General features: G+C 68.7%; 17 protein-coding genes. 9 read left to right on the forward strand and 8 right to left on the reverse strand.

The genetic code is table 11. The features are described from left to right. The first annotated feature begins 36 nt into the window (after window positions 1-36). The gene (locus ACQ614_RS26775) at window positions 37-345 is read left to right on the forward strand and encodes a hypothetical protein (protein ID WP_431681276.1); all 309 of its coding nucleotides are present in this window, start codon (window positions 37-39) and stop codon (window positions 343-345) included. Between the two features lie 37 nt (window positions 346-382). On the opposite strand, the gene ACQ614_RS26780 is transcribed toward ACQ614_RS26775, so the two are convergent. Next, window positions 383-676 carry a DUF6087 family protein gene (locus tag ACQ614_RS26780; protein WP_431681277.1) on the reverse strand — a complete coding sequence of 98 codons (294 nt, stop codon included), beginning with the start codon at window positions 674-676 and terminating at the stop codon, window positions 383-385. 330 nt (window positions 677-1006) lie between these two features. On the opposite strand from ACQ614_RS26780, the gene ACQ614_RS26785 reads away from it, so the two are divergent. From ACQ614_RS26785 to ACQ614_RS26810, 6 genes are all read left to right on the forward strand, one after another. Next, window positions 1007-2044 (forward strand): DUF932 domain-containing protein, encoded by a 1038-nt coding sequence (locus ACQ614_RS26785; protein WP_431681279.1) that lies wholly within the window; start codon window positions 1007-1009, stop codon window positions 2042-2044. Window positions 2045-2187: 143 nt separating this feature from the next. After that, window positions 2188-2472, forward strand: a complete 285-nt coding sequence (locus tag ACQ614_RS26790) for a hypothetical protein (RefSeq protein ID WP_431681280.1) — start codon at window positions 2188-2190, stop codon at window positions 2470-2472. 41 nt (window positions 2473-2513) lie between these two features. Next, window positions 2514-2585 (forward strand): NgoMIV family type II restriction endonuclease, encoded by a 72-nt coding sequence (locus tag ACQ614_RS26795; RefSeq protein ID WP_431684033.1) that lies wholly within the window; start codon window positions 2514-2516, stop codon window positions 2583-2585. A gap of 386 nt (window positions 2586-2971) precedes the next feature. Beyond that, a complete protein-coding gene (locus ACQ614_RS26800) occupies window positions 2972-3988 on the forward strand; it encodes a DNA cytosine methyltransferase (protein WP_431681281.1) in 1017 nt (338 codons plus the stop codon). Window positions 3989-4404: 416 nt separating this feature from the next. Then, window positions 4405-5682, forward strand: coding sequence for a DNA cytosine methyltransferase (locus ACQ614_RS26805; RefSeq protein ID WP_431681282.1), 1278 nt, complete (start codon window positions 4405-4407; stop codon window positions 5680-5682). A 199-nt stretch (window positions 5683-5881) separates the two neighbouring features. Further along, the gene (locus ACQ614_RS26810) at window positions 5882-6070 is read left to right on the forward strand and encodes an AbrB/MazE/SpoVT family DNA-binding domain-containing protein (RefSeq protein WP_431681283.1); all 189 of its coding nucleotides are present in this window, start codon (window positions 5882-5884) and stop codon (window positions 6068-6070) included. 70 nt (window positions 6071-6140) lie between these two features. Here the strand turns inward: ACQ614_RS26810 and ACQ614_RS26815 are convergent, their stop codons facing one another. The 6 genes from ACQ614_RS26815 to ACQ614_RS26840 all read right to left on the reverse strand — a co-directional run bounded on the left by ACQ614_RS26815 (window position 6141) and on the right by ACQ614_RS26840 (window position 12636). Next, on the reverse strand, window positions 6141-6674 hold the full coding sequence (locus tag ACQ614_RS26815; RefSeq protein WP_431681284.1) for a very short patch repair endonuclease: 534 nt from the start codon (window positions 6672-6674) through the stop codon (window positions 6141-6143). Beyond that, on the reverse strand, window positions 6605-7564 hold the full coding sequence (locus ACQ614_RS26820) for a NaeI family type II restriction endonuclease (RefSeq protein ID WP_431681286.1): 960 nt from the start codon (window positions 7562-7564) through the stop codon (window positions 6605-6607). Before ACQ614_RS26820 ends, ACQ614_RS26815 begins: the two co-directional genes overlap by 70 nt. Before the next feature lie 67 nt (window positions 7565-7631). Beyond that, window positions 7632-8489, reverse strand: coding sequence for an HNH endonuclease (locus ACQ614_RS26825; protein WP_431681287.1), 858 nt, complete (start codon window positions 8487-8489; stop codon window positions 7632-7634). A 102-nt stretch (window positions 8490-8591) separates the two neighbouring features. After that, window positions 8592-10400 carry a DEAD/DEAH box helicase gene (locus ACQ614_RS26830; protein WP_431681289.1) on the reverse strand — a complete coding sequence of 603 codons (1809 nt, stop codon included), beginning with the start codon at window positions 10398-10400 and terminating at the stop codon, window positions 8592-8594. Window positions 10401-10441: 41 nt separating this feature from the next. Next, window positions 10442-11857, reverse strand: coding sequence for a transcriptional regulator (locus ACQ614_RS26835; protein ID WP_431681290.1), 1416 nt, complete (start codon window positions 11855-11857; stop codon window positions 10442-10444). Between the two features lie 95 nt (window positions 11858-11952). After that, window positions 11953-12636 carry a hypothetical protein gene (locus ACQ614_RS26840; protein ID WP_431681291.1) on the reverse strand — a complete coding sequence of 228 codons (684 nt, stop codon included), beginning with the start codon at window positions 12634-12636 and terminating at the stop codon, window positions 11953-11955. 318 nt (window positions 12637-12954) lie between these two features. Here ACQ614_RS26840 and ACQ614_RS26845 point away from each other — a divergent pair, with 318 nt between their 5' ends. Together ACQ614_RS26845 and ACQ614_RS26850 are read left to right on the forward strand one after the other, a co-directional pair. Further along, window positions 12955-13632 carry a hypothetical protein gene (locus tag ACQ614_RS26845; protein ID WP_431681292.1) on the forward strand — a complete coding sequence of 226 codons (678 nt, stop codon included), beginning with the start codon at window positions 12955-12957 and terminating at the stop codon, window positions 13630-13632. Between the two features lie 300 nt (window positions 13633-13932). Further along, on the forward strand, window positions 13933-16104 hold the full coding sequence (locus ACQ614_RS26850; protein ID WP_359965528.1) for a DEAD/DEAH box helicase: 2172 nt from the start codon (window positions 13933-13935) through the stop codon (window positions 16102-16104). Window positions 16105-16119: 15 nt separating this feature from the next. Here ACQ614_RS26850 and ACQ614_RS26855 read toward each other — a convergent pair whose 3' ends face one another. Continuing rightward, window positions 16120-17862: an Hsp70 family protein gene (locus ACQ614_RS26855; RefSeq protein WP_359965530.1), complete on the reverse strand. Its 1743-nt coding sequence runs from the start codon at window positions 17860-17862 to the stop codon at window positions 16120-16122. Between the last annotated feature and the right edge of the window lie 10 nt (window positions 17863-17872).

Consider the following 17872-nt stretch of genomic DNA (forward strand, 5'->3'; position numbering starts at 1 on the left):
CCGTCCGGGAAGCCGGACCATCACGCGAGGAGCATCATGAGCGGCAGGCAGCCGAGCACGAAGCTGGCCGGCGCCGCCACGGCCCTCAAGGAGGCGGTCAAGGCCCTCGAGGACGCCGGCCTCACCAACGTCGAGATCATGGAGGCCCTGCGCGAGCCCCTGGCCGAGGTCGACTCGACGCTGACCGACATGCGCAGGCTGCGCCGCGAGGCCGTCGTGGCCGCCTACCCGGACCGCACCCGCACCGTCTACGAGCTGTCCGCGGCATCAGGGCTGGAGTCCGCCCTGATCACCCGCTACGCGAAGGAAGCCGGCCTGGAGCTGCGCAACCGCAAGCGCGGCTAGCAGCACCCCCCGCGCCCCCAGGACGGGCCGGGGCCCATCACCGCGGCTTCCTGTGCCGGCCGGTGCCCCGCCCGAGCTTCGGCGCCGGCACCGGCCGGATGACGCCGTCCCCGTCGATCCTGTGCAGCAGGCGCTGCGCCGCCGCATAGTCGGCGACGACCGTCTCCGGCAGCCACTGCACGCCGTCCCACCGCATCACCAGCCGCGGTTCCCCCGGCCGGACCTGCGCGGCGCCCTCGCTGCCGTCGAGCCGCACCGCCTTCAAGGCGCCTACGGCCCGGCGGGACGCATCCCGCCGGGCCATCCACGACTCCAGTGGCTCGTCATCCACCAGCCGGACTCTCTTCCTGCAGCGCGCCGCGTGAAGCACGCGGAGTGCCGGCTCAGTGGCCGGGCGCGGCGCCAGCGGCGCTCCGCGAGGATCCCGCCGAGTGTGTCAGCCGGCGCACCGTCAGGCCAAACCGATGCGGGCCCGATGCTCTGCGGCGTCCCCCGCGCACCGCCTTCCCCAGCTTCTCCAGGACGCCTGCTGCGAGCCGAAGTTGGGTGTGCCCAAGGGCGCGCCCCGGTATCTAGACTTGAGTCAAGAAAGCGGACGGAAGTCCGAAAGGTTGCCAGTCCGGGCCGCGAACCCGGACCACACCACACAGGAGACCCATCCATGCGACAGAGCGCCGTCATCACCGGCCGGGCCGACGCCGGGGCCATCGACAACACCACCGGCGAGGCCGCCTTCTACTCCCACCGCCAGCCCGCCTGGCACGGCCTCGGCACCGTCACCGAGGAGGCCAAGACCAGCGAGGAGGTCCTGCACCTCGCCAAGCTGGACTGGCAGGTCGAGAAGCGCCCGCTGCTCTCCATGCACAAGGGCAAGCTCGGCAAGAAGATCCCCAACCGCTTCGGCACCTTCCGCGACGACACCGGCGACTGGCTCGGCGGCCTGGTCGGCAACACCTGGACCCCCATCCAGAACCGCGAGGCGTTCGCCTTCCTGGACGAGCTCGTCGGCGGCGGCCACGTCACCTATGAGACCGCCGGGGCCCTCGACGGCGGCCGCGTCGTCTTCATGTCCACCATGTCCCCGAGCATCACCATCGACCCGGAGGGCGCGGCCGACCGCATCGACCTGTACACCCTGTTCGCCAACAGCCACGACGGCCGCTCCGCCGCCGTCGCCGTCGAGACCCCCATCCGGGCGGTGTGCACCAACACCCTGGACCTCGCGGTCAACGAGGCACAGCGCACCTGGAAGATCCGCCACACCTTTGACGCCCTGTCCCAGCTGGAGGAGGCCCGCCGCGCCCTCGGCTTTACCGAGCGGTACGCGGCCGCCTTCGAGGCCGAGGCCACCCAACTCTTCCAGACCGCCATGACCAACCAGGAGTTCGACAGGCTCATCGCCCAGCTGTGGACGCCCCCGGCCGAGGGAGCCCGCAAGAACCTGGTCGCGGCCCACCAAGAGCGCCGCGACCGCCTGCACCACCTGTTCGCCGAGGCCGACACCCAGGACAACATCCGAGGCACCCGCTGGGCCGCCCTCCAGGCCGTTGTGGAGCACGACGACTACTTCCGCACCGTCAAGGTGCCCGAGGCCCTGACCGAGCAGGAGCACCGCAACAACCTGGCCATGACCGCCCTGCTGCACGACCAGAAGAACGACCTCAAGGACCTCGCCAAGAGCCTGCTGCTCGTGGCCTGATCGTCCCGGCGGCCGGGGGCCCTGCCCCCGGTCGCCACAGGGCCCCTTCACGTCACACCGGCCGCGCCGAGGACCGGCGCGGCCCTCCGCAGCGAGGAAAGCCATGTCCAGCCACACCCCCAACGCCCCCCACCCTGTCGGCGATGACGCACGCGCCAGACGACGTCTTCCACGACTTCGCCGATGAACTGGCCGACGCCGGCCAGGAGGCCGTGAAGCGGCGCATGCTGCTCCTCCTCGACTCCGCCATGGCCAGCGATGATGCCGCTAGCGCTCTCGCGGACCGGGATGTCGCCTGGCTGCTCCTCGCCGTCCAGAACGGGCTCGTCTTCGACGCAGCGACCGAGTTGAGCTTCTACGGGCGGCCGTCATCGAGAACTGGGACTGGCGACATCGATACGGTTTACCACTTGGTCCTCCCGTACTGATCAGGGCAGTAGAGAAAACGTGTAACGACGAGGCAAATACAATGCTGCACACCTTGGTCGTAGGAAGCCGTCTCCGTGATATCAGCGACCTTCCGCTATGCCTGGCTGGATAGCCGCCCGCTATGGAAATTTGGGCGGACCGCAATTAGCCTTGAGAGGTGAAATTTGTGCGCTTGCCGGACATTGGGCGCCCCCGGTAGTCGTGTGCTGCGAGGTGTGTTTTGCAGTTATGCCAGATTGGGGGTATCTGCCGCCGCGGACGACCTGGTGATATCACATCGCCTCGTGTCGGGCTTGGTTCAACCGCGGCAGCTGGGATTCCGTCGGGGCCGCCGCGACAGGGCCCTCGCGGAGCCGTGCCCGTCTCAGCAGCCGGTTCGTCGGTCGGCGCCTGTATGGTCGTGTGGGCTGGTCGGCTGCTGTCTGCGCCAGTTGGGCGGGACGCAGCTTGCCGTACCTGACCTGCCACGTCCGCAGTCCTACCTGCCCCGGAGACCTGATGCCTGCCCCCGCCGCTCCTGACACCCTGGACCTGTTCGCTGGGCCCGGTGGCTGGTCGGAGGGTCTGCGCGCCCACCACGGGATTACTGACATCGGGATTGAGTGGGATGCTGCAGCCTGCCGGACGCGGGCCGCTGCCGGGCATCCGACTGTTCGTGCGGACGTGGCCCAGATTGCCACGGCGCCCATGGCCGGTCGCATCCGCCGCTTCATCGCATCTCCGCCGTGCCAGGCCTGGTCCCGGGCGGGCAAGCAACTGGGGCTCCGGGACCAGCCGCTGGTCCATCAGGCGATCGATGACCTCGCCAGAGACCGGGACACCCGGCCGCAACTCCTTGCTGCGTGCCAGGACCCCCGCTCCCTGCTCGCCGCCGAGCCGATGCGTTACCTCCATGCCTTGCGGCCGGAGGACGCTGTCATGGAGGAGGTCCCCGATGCCCTCCCGCTGTTCCGCCACTATGCCGAGGTGCTCCGTGGATGGGGCTACAGCACCTGGTGCGGCAACCTGAACGCCGCCGACTTTGGCGTTCCACAGAGCCGACGCCGCGCAATCCTCATCGCCTCGCGCATGCGTACCGCCCAGCCTCCCGAGCCCACGCACACCGAGCACGGCGAGGATGGCAACCTCTTCGGCGAGTCCCGGGCTTGTTGGGTCTCCATGGCGGAAGGCATCGGCTGGGGCGCCACCGACCGGCCTGCGCCCACCGTCACCGCCGGCGGCGGCAAGACCGGCGGTGCCGAGCCCTTTCCAACCCAGGCCCGCCGCGCTCTTGCCGATTCCCGCAGCCGAGGATGCTGGAAGAGCCGCGATGCGGTCTCGGACACAGCGCGCATCACGGTTCACGAGGCGGGCCTGCTGCAGTCCTTCCCCGGGGACTACCCGTGGCAGGGAACCCAGACGAAGCAGTATGAGCAGGCCGGCAACGCTGTGCCACCCCTGCTGGCCGCACACGTGGCTGCGGCGGCATTCGGCCTGCCCCAGCCGCGGACTGTGCCAGCGGTGACGGCAGCCTGATACGGCGGTCTGCGGAGCCGGAATGCTTGAGTCGGCGGAAAGCCGGATCGGGGCATTGTGCTTGTCGTCGCGGCAACGGTGTTGATGTCCCGGCCCTCCCGCCGCCGGTCTCCAGCTCGCCGGGTCAGTGCGAGGAGAACGGCACGCGTGTCCTCGTTCACATCGGCGCGTTGTGCAGGGGCGGGGCAGGATTCGGGCAACGTCGGCCGGCATGTCAGAGCCCCCAACTACACTGGCCGATCCACATGGGTCGCTTGTCCCCGGCGTGCCCCGCAGGTGAGGCTTGGGCTGGGGGATGGAGCGGCAAGATCACACCCGAAGGGAGGTAGCTAGTTTGTTCGATATTATGGCTGTTCTCAGCTCGACGCCTGGCGCCTCCCGTCCCGCAGGCTCGGCGCGCGTCGTACGGAGGAAGAATGTCTGCCCTTGAGGTTGTCGAGATCTGCGCAGGAGCAGGGGGGCAGGCCCTCGGCCTCGAACAGGCAGGATTCGAGCACCGGCTCGCTGTTGAGCTCGACCCGAACGCGTGCAAGACCCTCAAGCTCAACCGTCCGGAGTGGAAGGTTGCGGAGGGTGATGTCGCGGATGAGTCGGTCTGGGATCCCGAGGAGTACCACGGGGTCTCGCTGCTGGCGGGCGGTGTCCCCTGCCCCCCGTTCACTATCGCGGGAAAGCAGCTCGGTGCCACGGACGAGCGAGATCTGTTCGCGTGGGCAGTCCAGCTGGCGGGCCGCATCAAGCCCAAGGCGCTGATGCTGGAGAACGTGCGAGGCCTCAGCGCCAACCGCTTCTCCGCCTACCGGCAGCACGTCCTGGACACGCTCCGCGACTTCGGTTACGTGGGCGAGTGGCGGCTCCTCCAGGCATCCCAGTTCGGGGTGCCGCAGCTCCGGCCCAGGTTCGTCCTGGTGGCACTCCAGGATGAGTACGCCGACTACTTCCACTGGCCGGAACCTCAGGACGGACCTGCGCCCACCGTCGGCGAGACCTTGAAGGACCTCATGGCGGCCAACGGCTGGGGCGGTGCCGAGGCATGGGCTGCCAGGGCCGACGGCATTGCACCCACCATCGTCGGCGGCTCCAAGAAGCACGGAGGAGCAGACCTTGGCCCCTCCCGAGCCAAGGCTGCCTGGGAGGCGATGGGGGTCGACGCCTGGGGCCTTGCCAACGAAGCGCCGCGGCCGGACTTCAAGCCGGCAGTGAGCAAGAAGGGCGAAGTCAGGGGCGGTCCGAAGCTGACCAGCCAGATGGCGGCACGGATCCAGGGCTTCACCGACGACTGGCAGTTTGCCGGAGCGAAGACCACCGGATACCGCCAGATCGGCAACGCCTTCCCGCCGCCGGTCGCCAAGGCGGTCGGGCTCTCCATCGCAAAGGCGCTCCGGAAGGAGGGCACTCCCCGCGAGCGAGTAGAGACCACCCATGACCCGGTGTACCGGCTCCTCCGCGGCAAGAGCGAAGCGATGACCGCAGAGCAGATCGTCGCCGCACTGGGCAAGACTGGCATCGTCATGGGCATGCACGACATCGAGCGACGCCTCTCCCACCTCGGCCGCGACTTCCACATCGAAGAGACCGAGGCCGGCCAGGACGGCGCCATGGCCTACCTGCTCCGCGACTTCAAGGCCTTCGTCGGACAAGAAGGCCATCAGCGACACGAGCTCTTCAAGGCCAACAAGGCCAAGATCAGCTGAGCACGAGTGGGTGACACCGCCCGCGGGCCTCAGCCCGCGGGCGGTTCTCTGGCAGGGGCCATGGTTTCCTGACTGCAGTCTTCCTCGGAGCTTCCTGCCGCCGCGCCACAACGGCCGATACCACTGCGGCCGCACATCCCAGGCACTCGGATCCCCGCAGCGGACCGCGTCGCCGAGCCAGAGTGGCAGACTCAGCCGTGTGATCAGAGAACCCGCCGAAGTGACCATCGACAGTGACGGCCGAGTAGTACTGCCCCTTGGCCTGCTTGCGGAAGCCGGACTTGACCCGGGCACGCCGCTGCTCGCCTACTGTGACGGCGACGGCCGGATCGTTCTGCGCCGCGAATCCGACGCGATCCAGCGCCTTCTGGACCACGGGGGATTCTGAACTGTCTATCGGGCCGACACATGCCCCATGGCCAACCTGCGGCGCGGCGCGGGCCATGGTCGGTAGACACTCACGTCCTCCGTGTGGCCTCCGCGCGGCGCTGGCGGACGGCGTCGACGACCAGAGCCGCGCATTCGGCTGGCGGCTGGTGCTCCCAGAACCGGAGCACCAGCCAGCCGGCCTCGGCCAGCTTCATGTCGGTGTCCCGGTCCCGGTGGACGTTCCGGTCGATCTTCTCGTTCCAGTAGTCCGGGTTGGTTTTCGGCGCCACGAAGTGGTCAGGGCACCCATGCCAGAAGCAACCGTCGACAAAGACCGCCACCCGTGTGGGACGGAACAGGAGATCAGCAGTCCGCCGCATGCCGGGCAACGGCTTTGCAGCCACCCGGTACCGAAGCCCCTCGGCGTGAACAAGGGAACGCAGCGCGAGCTCGGGGGACGTGTCCCGGCTCCGGATCGCCTGCATGTTGCGGCGCCTGCCAGCTGAGGAGGCCCATGATCCTTCCGGGGCAACCCATGCGGCCGCATCCGTGCTTACCGCTCCCGCGGCTCCGGCAGTAGCGGCGCCTCGACGACCGGATCGCTTTCCTGCGCTACCACCCACTTGATGCCCTCCAGTTCCACCGACCGTGCGTTCGCATGTTTTGTAGTCCAGGGTGCCAGGCGGACGCTCACAGACTCACCGGCACCTGGCACTGGCAGGCCGAGGCCCTGAGCTACCGCCTGGTGATTGCCGTACTGCCCGAGAATCACGATTCCCTCCGGCCGGAGAGCCGAGCGGGAGCCACCGTTGTACCGGACGCGCTTCATGAAGTCGTCCTGCTGCGCGACCGTGGCAACCACACCGCGGGAGACAATACGTCCCTGCGTGCGCCGGAACAGCTCATGCACACGCTGGGTGCCATACCGTGACGCGAAGATCGCGGCGATGTCCTTCTCAGACAAGCGCAGCAGGATGTTCTCGGGGAGCGGCGCATCCTCGAAGAGCCAGTGAACGGCGTTCTTGCGGGCAGCGGCGGTGAGAGACCGCTTGCCGTCCCGGTTCCCTTCCTTCTTGGTAAGCACTTCCTCAGTGACCCGGAACAGCCCCGCCGACCAGAGCCCAGCGTCATCACTGGCCCACACCCCAAGACACAGATGCCCCATCGCCTCAGGAGGGATCATCCAGCGGCCCAGGTCCTGGGAGTACTTGCAGTCCACGTCGATGCCGTCGATCGAGTAGTCCATCTTGTGGCCGTCAGCGAAGTTGAAGGCGCGCTGGAGGTTGATCTCCACGAGGGTGCCGGCATGCGTCTTCTCGGTCTTATGGAGCTCCTCCCAACGGAACCGGCCCGTGTGCTGTCCGTCGAGCAGCATGTCGAACGTACGGCGCAGAGCGGCAGCGAAGATCTCGTCGCACGGGTCCGCCGCCAGGATTTTGGCGCGGACACGGGCCAGTTCCGCATCAGGGGGCAGGACAGAGGAAACGGGAAATAAGGTTTCGGCTGATGTCATATCAACTCAATTCTTCTGAATGGAAGATGTAGGAATGCCCGGATGTTGTCTCCGGTGCGTGGCCCGGTCAGTCGGCCTCGGTAGCGGAACGCTCGGCGGTCTTGCGCTCCTTACGCCTGCGCTCGTAGTCGGCAACCGCGGTGGCCGCACCCTCGGCAGGCCACGGCTGGGCGCTGATCAGCTCGTAGGTCACCTCAGTGACGCCGTCCGTCTTCCTGCGGTGCGCGACGATGTCCCAGCCGAGGACGAAACGGAGTTCTCGCAGTCGCTTCTTCGGGTCGCCCTTATGGGTGTCCTGTGCGACCAGTTCGATGAGCTCGACCGGCGTCGGTTTCCCCATCTCCTGGAAGGCGATGAGCAGTTCGCCGATGCGCTCCCACGGATTCGGGCGGGGGAGCGCTCGCCCGATAGCCGGGCCGAATGCGTCGAGCGAGGCGAAGAACGCCTGCTTCCCGTGGTTGTGCTCCTCGCACAGCGGCTCCAGGTTCGAGTACACCGTCTTGCCGCCCCACGACTCGGGCACGATGTGGTCGATCTGCAACCGGATACCGTCCCGGGGGCCGCGCCCGCACATCTGGCAGAAGCGGCCCTTCTTGCTGAAGACCTCCGCCTGCAGCCGGGGCGAGATCTTCACGGCCGCGGAAGCCGCCTTCTTCCAGCCGAGCAGCTGGTAGATCCACTCTCCGTCACTGGTACGGCGCCGGCTCTGCACCACGAAGTGGCTCCGGACCTCGCGCAGCCGGCGCTGACTGTGCACGTTGGACTTGCCGAAAACCTGCTGCGACCGTGCCAGCCACTCCGCCATCGTCGGGGGACTGTCCTGCCGCATGAGGAGGAACCGACAGGCTTCTGCGGTTTCCTGGCTGCTGAAGAGATCGGCGATGGACGGATCAGTAGGGTCGGGCAGCGGGCGCTCGCTGTCCACTTCTGCGTGTGTCATATCTTCCTCCCGCTGAACACGGTGGATTCGAGGAGCCCTTTCGATCCGTACGGCACCCTAGCCCGTCACGGCTGCGGGTCCTGGGCCTCACTCCGTGGTTTGCTCGTCGAGCAAGGCCGGGGGCTCGAGGTGGCGCAGGAGTTCCCGGATGTCCGCCAGGTCCAGGCCGGCGCTGCCGACGGGCTCTTCGACGAGGTCTGCGAGCTGGCGCACCTCCGGGTCGTCCAGGATGCTGCCCATGAACTCCAGCTTTGCCTCGAGACGCAGCTGGACAACCTCGTCGATGGTGCCTTCCGCGACAAGGACGGTGACCCTCGTCTCCGTTCCGGGGGCCAGGCCCAAGCGGTGGATGCGGTCGAGGCTCTGCAGGTACCGGCCAGCCATGAAGTCGCGGTCGACGTAGACCGCGTCGTGGCAGACCTGGTGCAGGCTGATGCCCTCGCCCAAGGTGGCCGGGTTGGAGAGCAGCACCATGCAGTCAGGGTCCTCGCGGAACCGTCGGATCTCCTCGTCCCGGTCTGCCGTGCCGCCGTGGACGACGGCTGGAGAGTAGGGGGAGAGGAGCTCGGCCAGGGTGGTGATGTTGCGTACGAACGTCGTCCACACGATCGTCTTGCGGCCCGCTGCCGCGTTGGCGGCGACGATCCGGACGGCCTCCTGGAACTTGGGTGAGAGCTCGTAGCGGGGCAGGTCGCGCAGGAGCGCGTGGAGAGACTCGCCGGGGGCAGCTTCCAGTGCCGGTACCCGGTAGGCGAGCGGCTCGTACGGGCTGCTGCCCTCGACCAGGAGCGCCGGGCTGGTTGCGGCCATGAGCAGGCGCAGTGCTGCCCGCCCGAGGGCTTCAATGTCGGCGCGGGACGCCTCGGCCCGTGGGGAGAAGTTGCCCTTGAGTGCCTCGTACACCTCCCGGTGGATTGGCGGCAGGCTGACGTACCGGACCTTCGGTTCGAACGGGGGCAGGCCAAGCTCGCGCTTGGTGGTGCGGGTGAACAGCGGCCGCAGCACCGTGCTGGCGTAGGCGAGGTCGCCGCCGCGCACAGCGTCGGAGACGACGCGCTTGCCGCGGCCGGGCCAGACGAACGACAGCAGGTTCTCCAGGTCCCGGGCCCCGTTGGGGGCCGGAGTGCCGGTGAGGATGAGCCGCCGGGTGGCGGTGGGCCCGAGCGCGAGGCAGGCGGAGCCGTATGTCCCGTTGGCGCCGAGCTTCATGCGGTGGGCCTCGTCGAGCACCAGCATCGACGGTGCCGCGCCCAGCCAGGACGCGAGCCCGGGTACGGCCCGGGACAGACGCTCGTAGTTGACCAGCAGTACCTCTGCGCCGTAGTCGGGGGTGCGGCCCATGACGGCGATGCGCGGCGGCGTGCGGAAGCAGAGCTGGCTCTCGGTCTGCCATGCCTCGTAGGCGGACTTCGGCCCGACGACCAGGAGCCGCTTGGCCAGGCCCTGTTCACGCATGGCGGCGTAGACGGCCAGGGAAACGCGGGTCTTGCCGGCTCCGGGGACGCTGAAGTTCGCGCCGTGCCCGAGTGACAGCAGCTGTGCAGCATCGCGGAGCTGGAAAGAGGTGAGGCCTCCGGTCCAGCCGTCGCCTAGGAGACCCGGCACGTCGTCCGGCGCGACCGCGCCCTGGCCAACGTCCGCGCCACTGCGGAGAGTCTGCTCGGCCCGCTCGGCGTCGTCGAGGACGCCGGTGACGAGCTGGACCAGCGCGTCCTCCCACTCGACGCTGTCGTGGCGCCAGGAGCCGAGCTCGATGATGCGGTCGAGAAAGTCGTCGAGCTCGAACTCGCCCACCAGTGGCCCACGCTGGCCGCCGGGGGCGATGCGCGCGGCGAGGTCCGCGAAGTCCTGCTCGTACCCGGGCGCGGTGCGCAGGACAACGCGGGTCCGCGACACGTCGAATGCGATCCGCAGCGACGGCTCTGTCCGGGTATCCGTCACTGCTGCTTCCCCACAGCAATGTTGAGCCAGGCCAGACCCTCGCCCGGGAGCGGCACGCTCTTGCCAGCCTCGACGGCCACGCGCTCCATGATGGTGCGCAGCTTCAGCAGGGCGTCGTCGAACGCCCCTTCGTCCAGGCTCCCGTTGCCGCGGGCGAGGACGAGGTCGGTGACGCACTGCTCCAGGTCCTTGCAGGCGTCGGTGACGCGGTCGGGAGCGGCGAGGCGCTTCTTCCGGAGCCGGAAGTCCTTGCCTGCGAACTCCAGCGCCTCGTTGAAGACGTCCCGGGTGCGGTCGAGGACCTCGGCGGCCGCCGTCTGCTCCTCGGGGGTTGCGGCGGCGCCGGCCGCCTTGACAGCCTTGGCCTGCAGGAGGGAGTCGGTGAGCGCCTTGGCCGCGGCGACGCTCGCGCCGGCGGCCTGGACGGTGCGGCCGAGGCCGGGGATGGCCACCGCCGGTGCCGCATCGGCTGGGGCGGGCCTGAGGTCTGCGGGCAGCCGCTGGTCCAGGAACCGTTCCTGGAAGTCGGGCTGGATGAACCGGACGTCGGTCTTGGCGAACTCCAGCACGATGGCCGCGAGCCGGCCCTCCTTCAGCAGGTCGGCACGCTCCCGGTTGCGTGCGGACTCGGTGTTGTAGGCGCGGTAGAGCTCGAAGAACCGCTCCTTAGCCTCTTCGAAGTCCATCAGCCGCAGCGAGGCGGTTCCGGTGGCGCTACGGCTGATGAGGTCCCGAAGCTGGGCCAGGATCCACAGATCGCGGTCGCAGGCCGGCGTCGTGGTGTGGAAATTCCGGGCGATCTCCGACAGCGGCTTGCCGAGCGCCACCTGTTCCTCCAGGGCGAGCAGGTGGTTGATGTAGGAGTAGTCCCGCCGGGTGTCCGGGCGCAGCTGGAGGGAGAGCTCGACGGCGTGGATATCACTCCACTCGCAGCTCTCCGGCAGAACGCCGACCCGCATGCTGGTCCGCCCGAGCTCCTTGAGCGCAGCGCGGCGGGTGTTGCCGTTCACGAGGATGCCCTCGTGGGTGATCAGCCCGGGTTCGTTCTGCTGGTACTCGCGAAGGCTCTCCGTCAGGTCCTCGAAGGCCTTGTCAGTCCTGGAGGGGTCGGCCGGCAGCGCCTTCAGCAGGTGGTGGAGGTAATCCTGGCTCTCCGGGCTCCAGGGGTCCTCGGTCAGAGACCGGTCCCGGGCCGGGTCGTAGGCGCGCTGGGCGCGGATGCGGTGTGTGCCAGGGTTATAGCGCAGGACCTCGACCGGCATATCGATGACCTCGATATAGGCGGGCTTCCCGCGCCACTCGACGGTCAGCGTTTCCGGGACCCCGCTCCCATTGCGCAGCTCCTTCAGCCGGTGGGCCACGAGCTCGCGATTGCCGGCGGCTTCGTGGGGCTGGCCGAAGTCGATCAACACGTGTGTGCTCCTTCGTGTGTGTGAAAGCGATGCAGATACTGCCAGGGCCGGGAACGGGGCGGCACAGGGGTTCCGGAGCCGCCCCGGGGAGTGGACTACAGGAGCATGTCGCGGACCTCGGCGCGCGCAGCCGCCGGCAGCGTGCGGTAGACGCCCCAGAGCTTTTCGACCTCATTGAAGCCGCGGGCGTCCTGCTCCATCCAGGCAGACAGCATCTTGCGTTCATAGGCCGACAGCTGCGCCAGCGCCGACGCAAAGGCGCCCAGGTCGGCGCCGGCGTCGCGCCCTCCGACACGGCACCGGTTGCACTCGGTGACCAGCTGCACCTCCGTGCCGCCGCCGGGCAGGGTGACCGGACGCCGCGCAATGTCCAGGTGGGAGGTCGCGCCGTGGCCGTCGGCGTACACCTCGCCGTTGCCGATGCCGCAGGTCCGGCACAGGTAGTTGTCATTCAGGAGCACGGCACGGCGCTGCACTGCTCCCACCGACTCGGTTGCCTTGCGGCTTCCCATACCGGGCTCCCATACCGGCACACCCTGCCGCACGAACCGGTGCTCGCTGGGGTCGAGAGCCGGGTCCTCCCGGTTGGTGTCGATCTGCCACTCGTGGTCGCGAAGCTCCCGCATGCGCCGGTCGACCTGGCTGACCCCCTCGAACGCGGTCCGCAGCTGCTCCTTGGTGAACACGCTGCCGATTCCGACCTCCTGCACCAGCCAAAGCGCAACGCGCTTCTTGGTGCCGAGTTCCTCGTCAGTCCAGGACGGGATTGCCACCACCATGCTCTTCGGATCCTCTCGTGGGCAGCGCAGTGACGGCCCTGGTGGGCTGTCAGCGGGCCGGTCCCGCCTGCTCCTCAAGCGAAGCGCATGCCCCAGGGGCAGGGGAAGGCTTCCCTGTCCCTCGGTGTCCCTCCTCGCCCGGTGTCCCGGCGTGTCCCTGCCGCGCCACAGGGCCCCTCAACTGTCGTAAGCGTTTGCCAAGATGGGCTGACACTTCGTCGACCCCCTACCCTCGGGGAGTTTCCTTTGCCTCCACGCGGACAGATGAAGGCCCTTCCGCCCTCCGTTTCCCCGGCGCGCCGCGAACTCGCCCAGGCGGTGCGCACCCTGCTCAGCGCCACGGGCGGGTCGCTGCGCAGCGTGGCAGATCAGATCCACAGCTCCCGCTCGGCCCTCAACCGGCTCGCGTCGGGAAAGGTCCTGTTTCCCGACGCGGACACGGTCATCGAGCTCCACAGACTCGCGGAGCACAAGGACCGCGCCGGGGTGCTGGCTTTGGCAGACCTGAAGTGCCTCGTGCAGCGCGTCTCGGACGAGTACGAGGCCGCTGCTGCCGGAACCAGCAGTGCCGAAGTCGCCGGGCCGGCCGCGGACACCGTTGCTAGCACGCGCGGTGGGGCACCGGCGGCACTGGCGGGCGGGACCGGCGTGACGTCCGCTGCGCCGGTCCCGCCCGCCGAGGGGGACCGGCGCAACGGCTCGGCCGCGGAGCTGCAGTGGCCGGTTGAGGAGCTGGCGCTGCACCTGGACAGCGGCCGCTACGAACACGCCGTCGGCATGCTGGACTATGCCGGCGACGAGGCGCCTGCGGTGGAGTCCGCCGCCGCGATCCAGAGGTGCCGCAGCCGGGGCCTCACAGAGGCCGTAGATACTCTCCTGCGGAAGGTCGGCAGTCGGCCCGACGGGTTCGTCCTCGCAGTGGTCGGCTACCTGATGGACGCCGGCAGCCACGCGGACGCCCGGGCACTGATCAGCTGCAGCGCACACTCGGCGTAAGCCGTCCTGATCCCGGCCCGTTGGCCCGGGCCTGCGCACGCTCCGCGTCCAGGACATCCCTGGAACCAGACGCTGGGCTAGACCAGACCCCGGCTTCGTGACTCGGCGTCGGCTGACCGATGGACATGGTGGTAATCGCTGTCCACACCTAGCTCCGTCTCGCCTGGCCGCTCGTCGCCGACCGCGGGAGCCGTGGAAGCGGGCGGCGGAACCGAACAAGCACTGACTATCAGCCACAAGTGCTGATGGTGTAAGGAAGTACGTTGATCGCTGCCGCACTGTTCGATGGAGGCCAGCCCGATGCCGCAACTCGCACTCTCCGTCTCCTTCTGGGAGCAGTACGAGCAGCTGGAGAAGCATGTCCGCTCCGGGGTGCGGAAGGCGGTGGTGAAGTTCCAGCAGCTGAGCGCCGCAGAGCTGCACAAGGACAAGGGCCTGCACCTGGAGTCGGTCGAGAACGCCAGGGATCCCCGGCTGCGGACGATCCGAATCACTGGTTTCTGGCGTGGCGTCGTACTTGCGCCGGACGACGGGGGTGCGACGTTCCTACTGGTGAATGTGTTGCAGCACGACAAGGCATACGAGTGGGCCGCGAAGCGGATCTTCAGCGTAAACTCGGCGACCCGGGGGCTGGAGGTGCGGAACGTCGAGGCCATCGAGCAGATCACACCGCTGCTGGAACGGGTGGCCGCCGCCGCGCCGCGCCGGCTCTTCGACGCCTACTCGGACACGGTGCTGCGTGACCTCGGTATCGACAGCGGTCTGCTGCCGGCCGTGCGCTCGCTCACGGACCAGGCCCAGCTCGACGCCTTCGTACCGATGTTCCCCGAGGACCAGTGCGAGGTGCTGCAGTACCTCGCCGAAGGGTTCACTCCGGAGGAGGTGTGGAGCGACATCGTCTCGCAGCGCCGTCCGGCCGACCCCGGGCCGCTGGACTCGCGCGACGTGTCCACCGCCATCGCGAACACCGCCAGCCGCATCGTCGTGGTGTCCCGGCCGGACGAGCTCGAGTACATGCTCTCCCAGCCGTTCGCCGCCTGGCGGGTGTTCCTGCACCCCAATCAGCGGCGGGTCGCGTACCGCGAGTCCTACAGTGGGCCTGCCCAGGTCTCCGGCGGCCCCGGCACGGGCAAGACGGTCGTCGCACTCCACCGCGTCAAGCACCTGCTGGGCCGACCGACGAATGGCGACCGGCCCCACGTTCTGCTGACTACCTACACGAACGCGCTCGCCGCGATCCTGCGGGAGAACCTGGCCCTGCTGCTTGACGACCCGGCAGCGCTCGCCCGCGTCGAGACCGGGACCGTCAACTCCCTTGCCTTCAAGGTCCTGCGCGAGCACACCGGCCGCGCGCCGCAGGCGGTCGACGACAGCGACGAGCGTAACCGGTGGCGGGCGCTCGGCACGAAGCTCAACCTGCCGTGGTCCGGCGAGTTCCTGATGCAGGAGTACCGCCACGTTATCCTCGCCCAGGACCTGCTCACCGAGGAGGAGTACACCGCCGCGGAGCGCAGGGGACGGGGCGGTCAACTGGCGCCGTCGAAGCGCCCGCTACTCTGGCAGGCGGTGGCCGAGTTCACCCGCCAGCTCGATGCAGAAGGACGCAGCACCCAGCTTCGGCTGTGCGCGGAGGCGGCCCGGGTACTGCGGGCGGCAGGGTCCGGCGCATCCCGCTATCGCCACATCGTGGTCGACGAAGCCCAGGACCTCCACCCTGCCCAGTGGCGCCTCCTGCGTGCCGCCGTGGCCGAGGGGCCCGACGACATCTTCCTCACCGGTGATCCTCACCAGCGGATCTACGACTCTCGGGTGTCTTTTGCGGCGCTCGGTATTCCGGTTGCCGGGCGGAGCTTCCGGCTGCGGCTCAACTACCGCAATACCGAGGAGATCCTGCGCTGGTCCGGGGCGGTGCTGTCTGAGCAGACAGTGAACGACCTGTCGGGAGACCAGCGGGACGGGGGCCTCGCTGATTACGTCTCGCTCCTTCACGGCACCCGACCGACCGCCTGCGGCTACGACTCGGAGGATGCCGAGCTGACGGCGCTCGTCGACCGTGTGCAGCAGTGGCTGGCCGCCGACGTGCCCTCGGCAGAGATCGCCGTGTGCACTAGGTTCCGGCAGCTCGGGAACAAGGTGATGTCCCGTCTGAAGGCGGCGGGAATCGACGCCGTGCTGCTGAAGGACAGTCCTGGTGCTGATGAGGCGGGCGTGCGCGTGGCCACGATGCACGCCATGAAGGGGTTGGAGTTCCGCTGTGTCGCCGTGCTCGGCGCCTCGGAGTCGGCTCTGCCGCTGTTGTCGGCGGTGACTCCGGCAGAGGCCGATTCGATCCAGCACGCGACTGACCTCCTCGCCGAGCGGTGCTTGCTGTTCGTCGCGTGCACCCGGGCGCGGGATGCCATGGCGGTCAGCTGGAGCGGCGCCCCCAGCCCCTTCCTTGCGGACCTGGTGGGCGGGGAAGAGCTGCTCTGAGCCGTTGGCAAGCTGTCAGGATGCCAGGAACTGGGACTCCCCGTTGACGGTCACCGAGGGGTCGGCGATCGGCGCGCGACTGGCGGCTTCCTCCCCGGGCGCCTCCGTACTACCAGTGGCCGGCCCGGGTGCGGAAGCCTTCGGAGTATCGGGAAACGGCCGTACGGTGTGGGCGAGCAGCCTGGTGAGCTCGCCTTCCAGGCCATCTTGCAGCGGGGTGCCGTCGGGGCCGAAGGAGTCGATCTCGCGTTCGGCCAGAAGCTGTCCGGTGATGGCGTGGGTCGCGGTGAAGCGGAGGATTCCGCTTTCGTTGTAGCGGAAGCGGATGGTGATTTTATTGTGGGCAGGATCGTTTTCCGCCCGCGGCAGCGGGACGTCGAACGCGGCGAGCGGGAACGCCCGGTCGCTGTCGGCCGAGTGCCCGTACTCGCCTTCGACGATCTCGACATGCACGGACGTGGCCCCGGGGGCGGAGGGCTGGAAGACCGACGTGCCCTCGGCTGGGAGAGTGGCGTTGCGGCGGATGATCGACTGGAAGCCGCGCGTCCGGCCGGCGTTGAAAGCGGAGCCCAGGTCGTAGTTGCTCACCAAGGAGAAATCGCTGAGATCGTCTAGCTCCCCGTCGAGCGAGGCCGCGTAGATGGCCGCACCTCGGGCGACGGCCGTCATGGGCCTGCACAGCCGCGGATCGACGATCCGGTCGTGGCCCAGCATTCTTCCGAGGGTTTCGCGCACCAGCGGGATCTGGGAGGTCCCGCCGATCAGCAGGACGGAGTCGATCCCCTGGGCACTGGTGCCCAGGTCGTCGAGAGCCTGCTCGACCGGTCTCAACGCCTGTTCGACCAGCGGGGCGATCGCGGCGTTGTACTCCTCGACCGTGATCTTCGCGTTGTTGACGCTGCGGCCGGACCGCTCGCTCGGCGGGGACTCGAAGAGGGCGTAGCCGTCGGGAGGCAGATGGGAGAGTTCGATCTTGGTGAGCTCGACATGCCGGCGCCACTGCCGGCGCTGCGCCATGCTGAGCCGCTCCGGGACGGTGCCCAGTTTGCGCAGAATCAGCTTGGCGAGCTCCTCGTCGAACTCCAGGCCCCCGAGGGCAGTGATGCCGCGTGACGTCCGTTCCTCGAACAGCCCGTCCACGTAATCAAGCACGGTGACGTCTATGGTGCCGCCGCCCCAGTCGAAGACCAGGAACCGGCCCGGGATGGGGTAGTCGTAGGCATACGAGATCGCCGCCGCAGTCGGCTCGTTGATCAGAGCCTTGACCTTGACGCCGCCGAGCACGGCGGCCGCGCGCGTGCGGTAGCGGGCCCCGCCGGTCGCGTTGGCGGGGACGGTGACGACGGCCTCGGACAGCTCGAGCAGCTCGTCAGCGGCTCCTTCCCGCATGCGGCTGAAGAGCGAGGCGGCGGCCGCCGTGCTCCGGAACTGCTCGCCGCCGATCCACACCCGGTGTTCCTCCAGATGCGGAAGCGCCTCCTCGCCGGCGTCCGCCGCCCGGTCCGCACTGGAACGGGTGCCGAGCATGCGCTTGACGGCATCGAGCGGGTCGCTGGTACCAGTCTTTGCCGCCCACCCGAAGCAGAGCGTGCGGCGGACGTCGCGTACGGAGACGACGGAAGGGAAAAGCTGCCCGAACTCCGGCCGCCGCCAGTTCGCGGGTACGTTTCCGCCGTCCACCGGGACGACCTCGGCGGCCAGCCCGTTCCAGCGTGCGACAACCGAGTTACTGGTACCGAAGTCGATGCCGAAGCTCATCGAGTGCCTT

This window comes from Kitasatospora dryopteridis (assembly GCF_050749075.1).
GTDB lineage: Bacteria > Actinomycetota > Actinomycetes > Streptomycetales > Streptomycetaceae > Kitasatospora.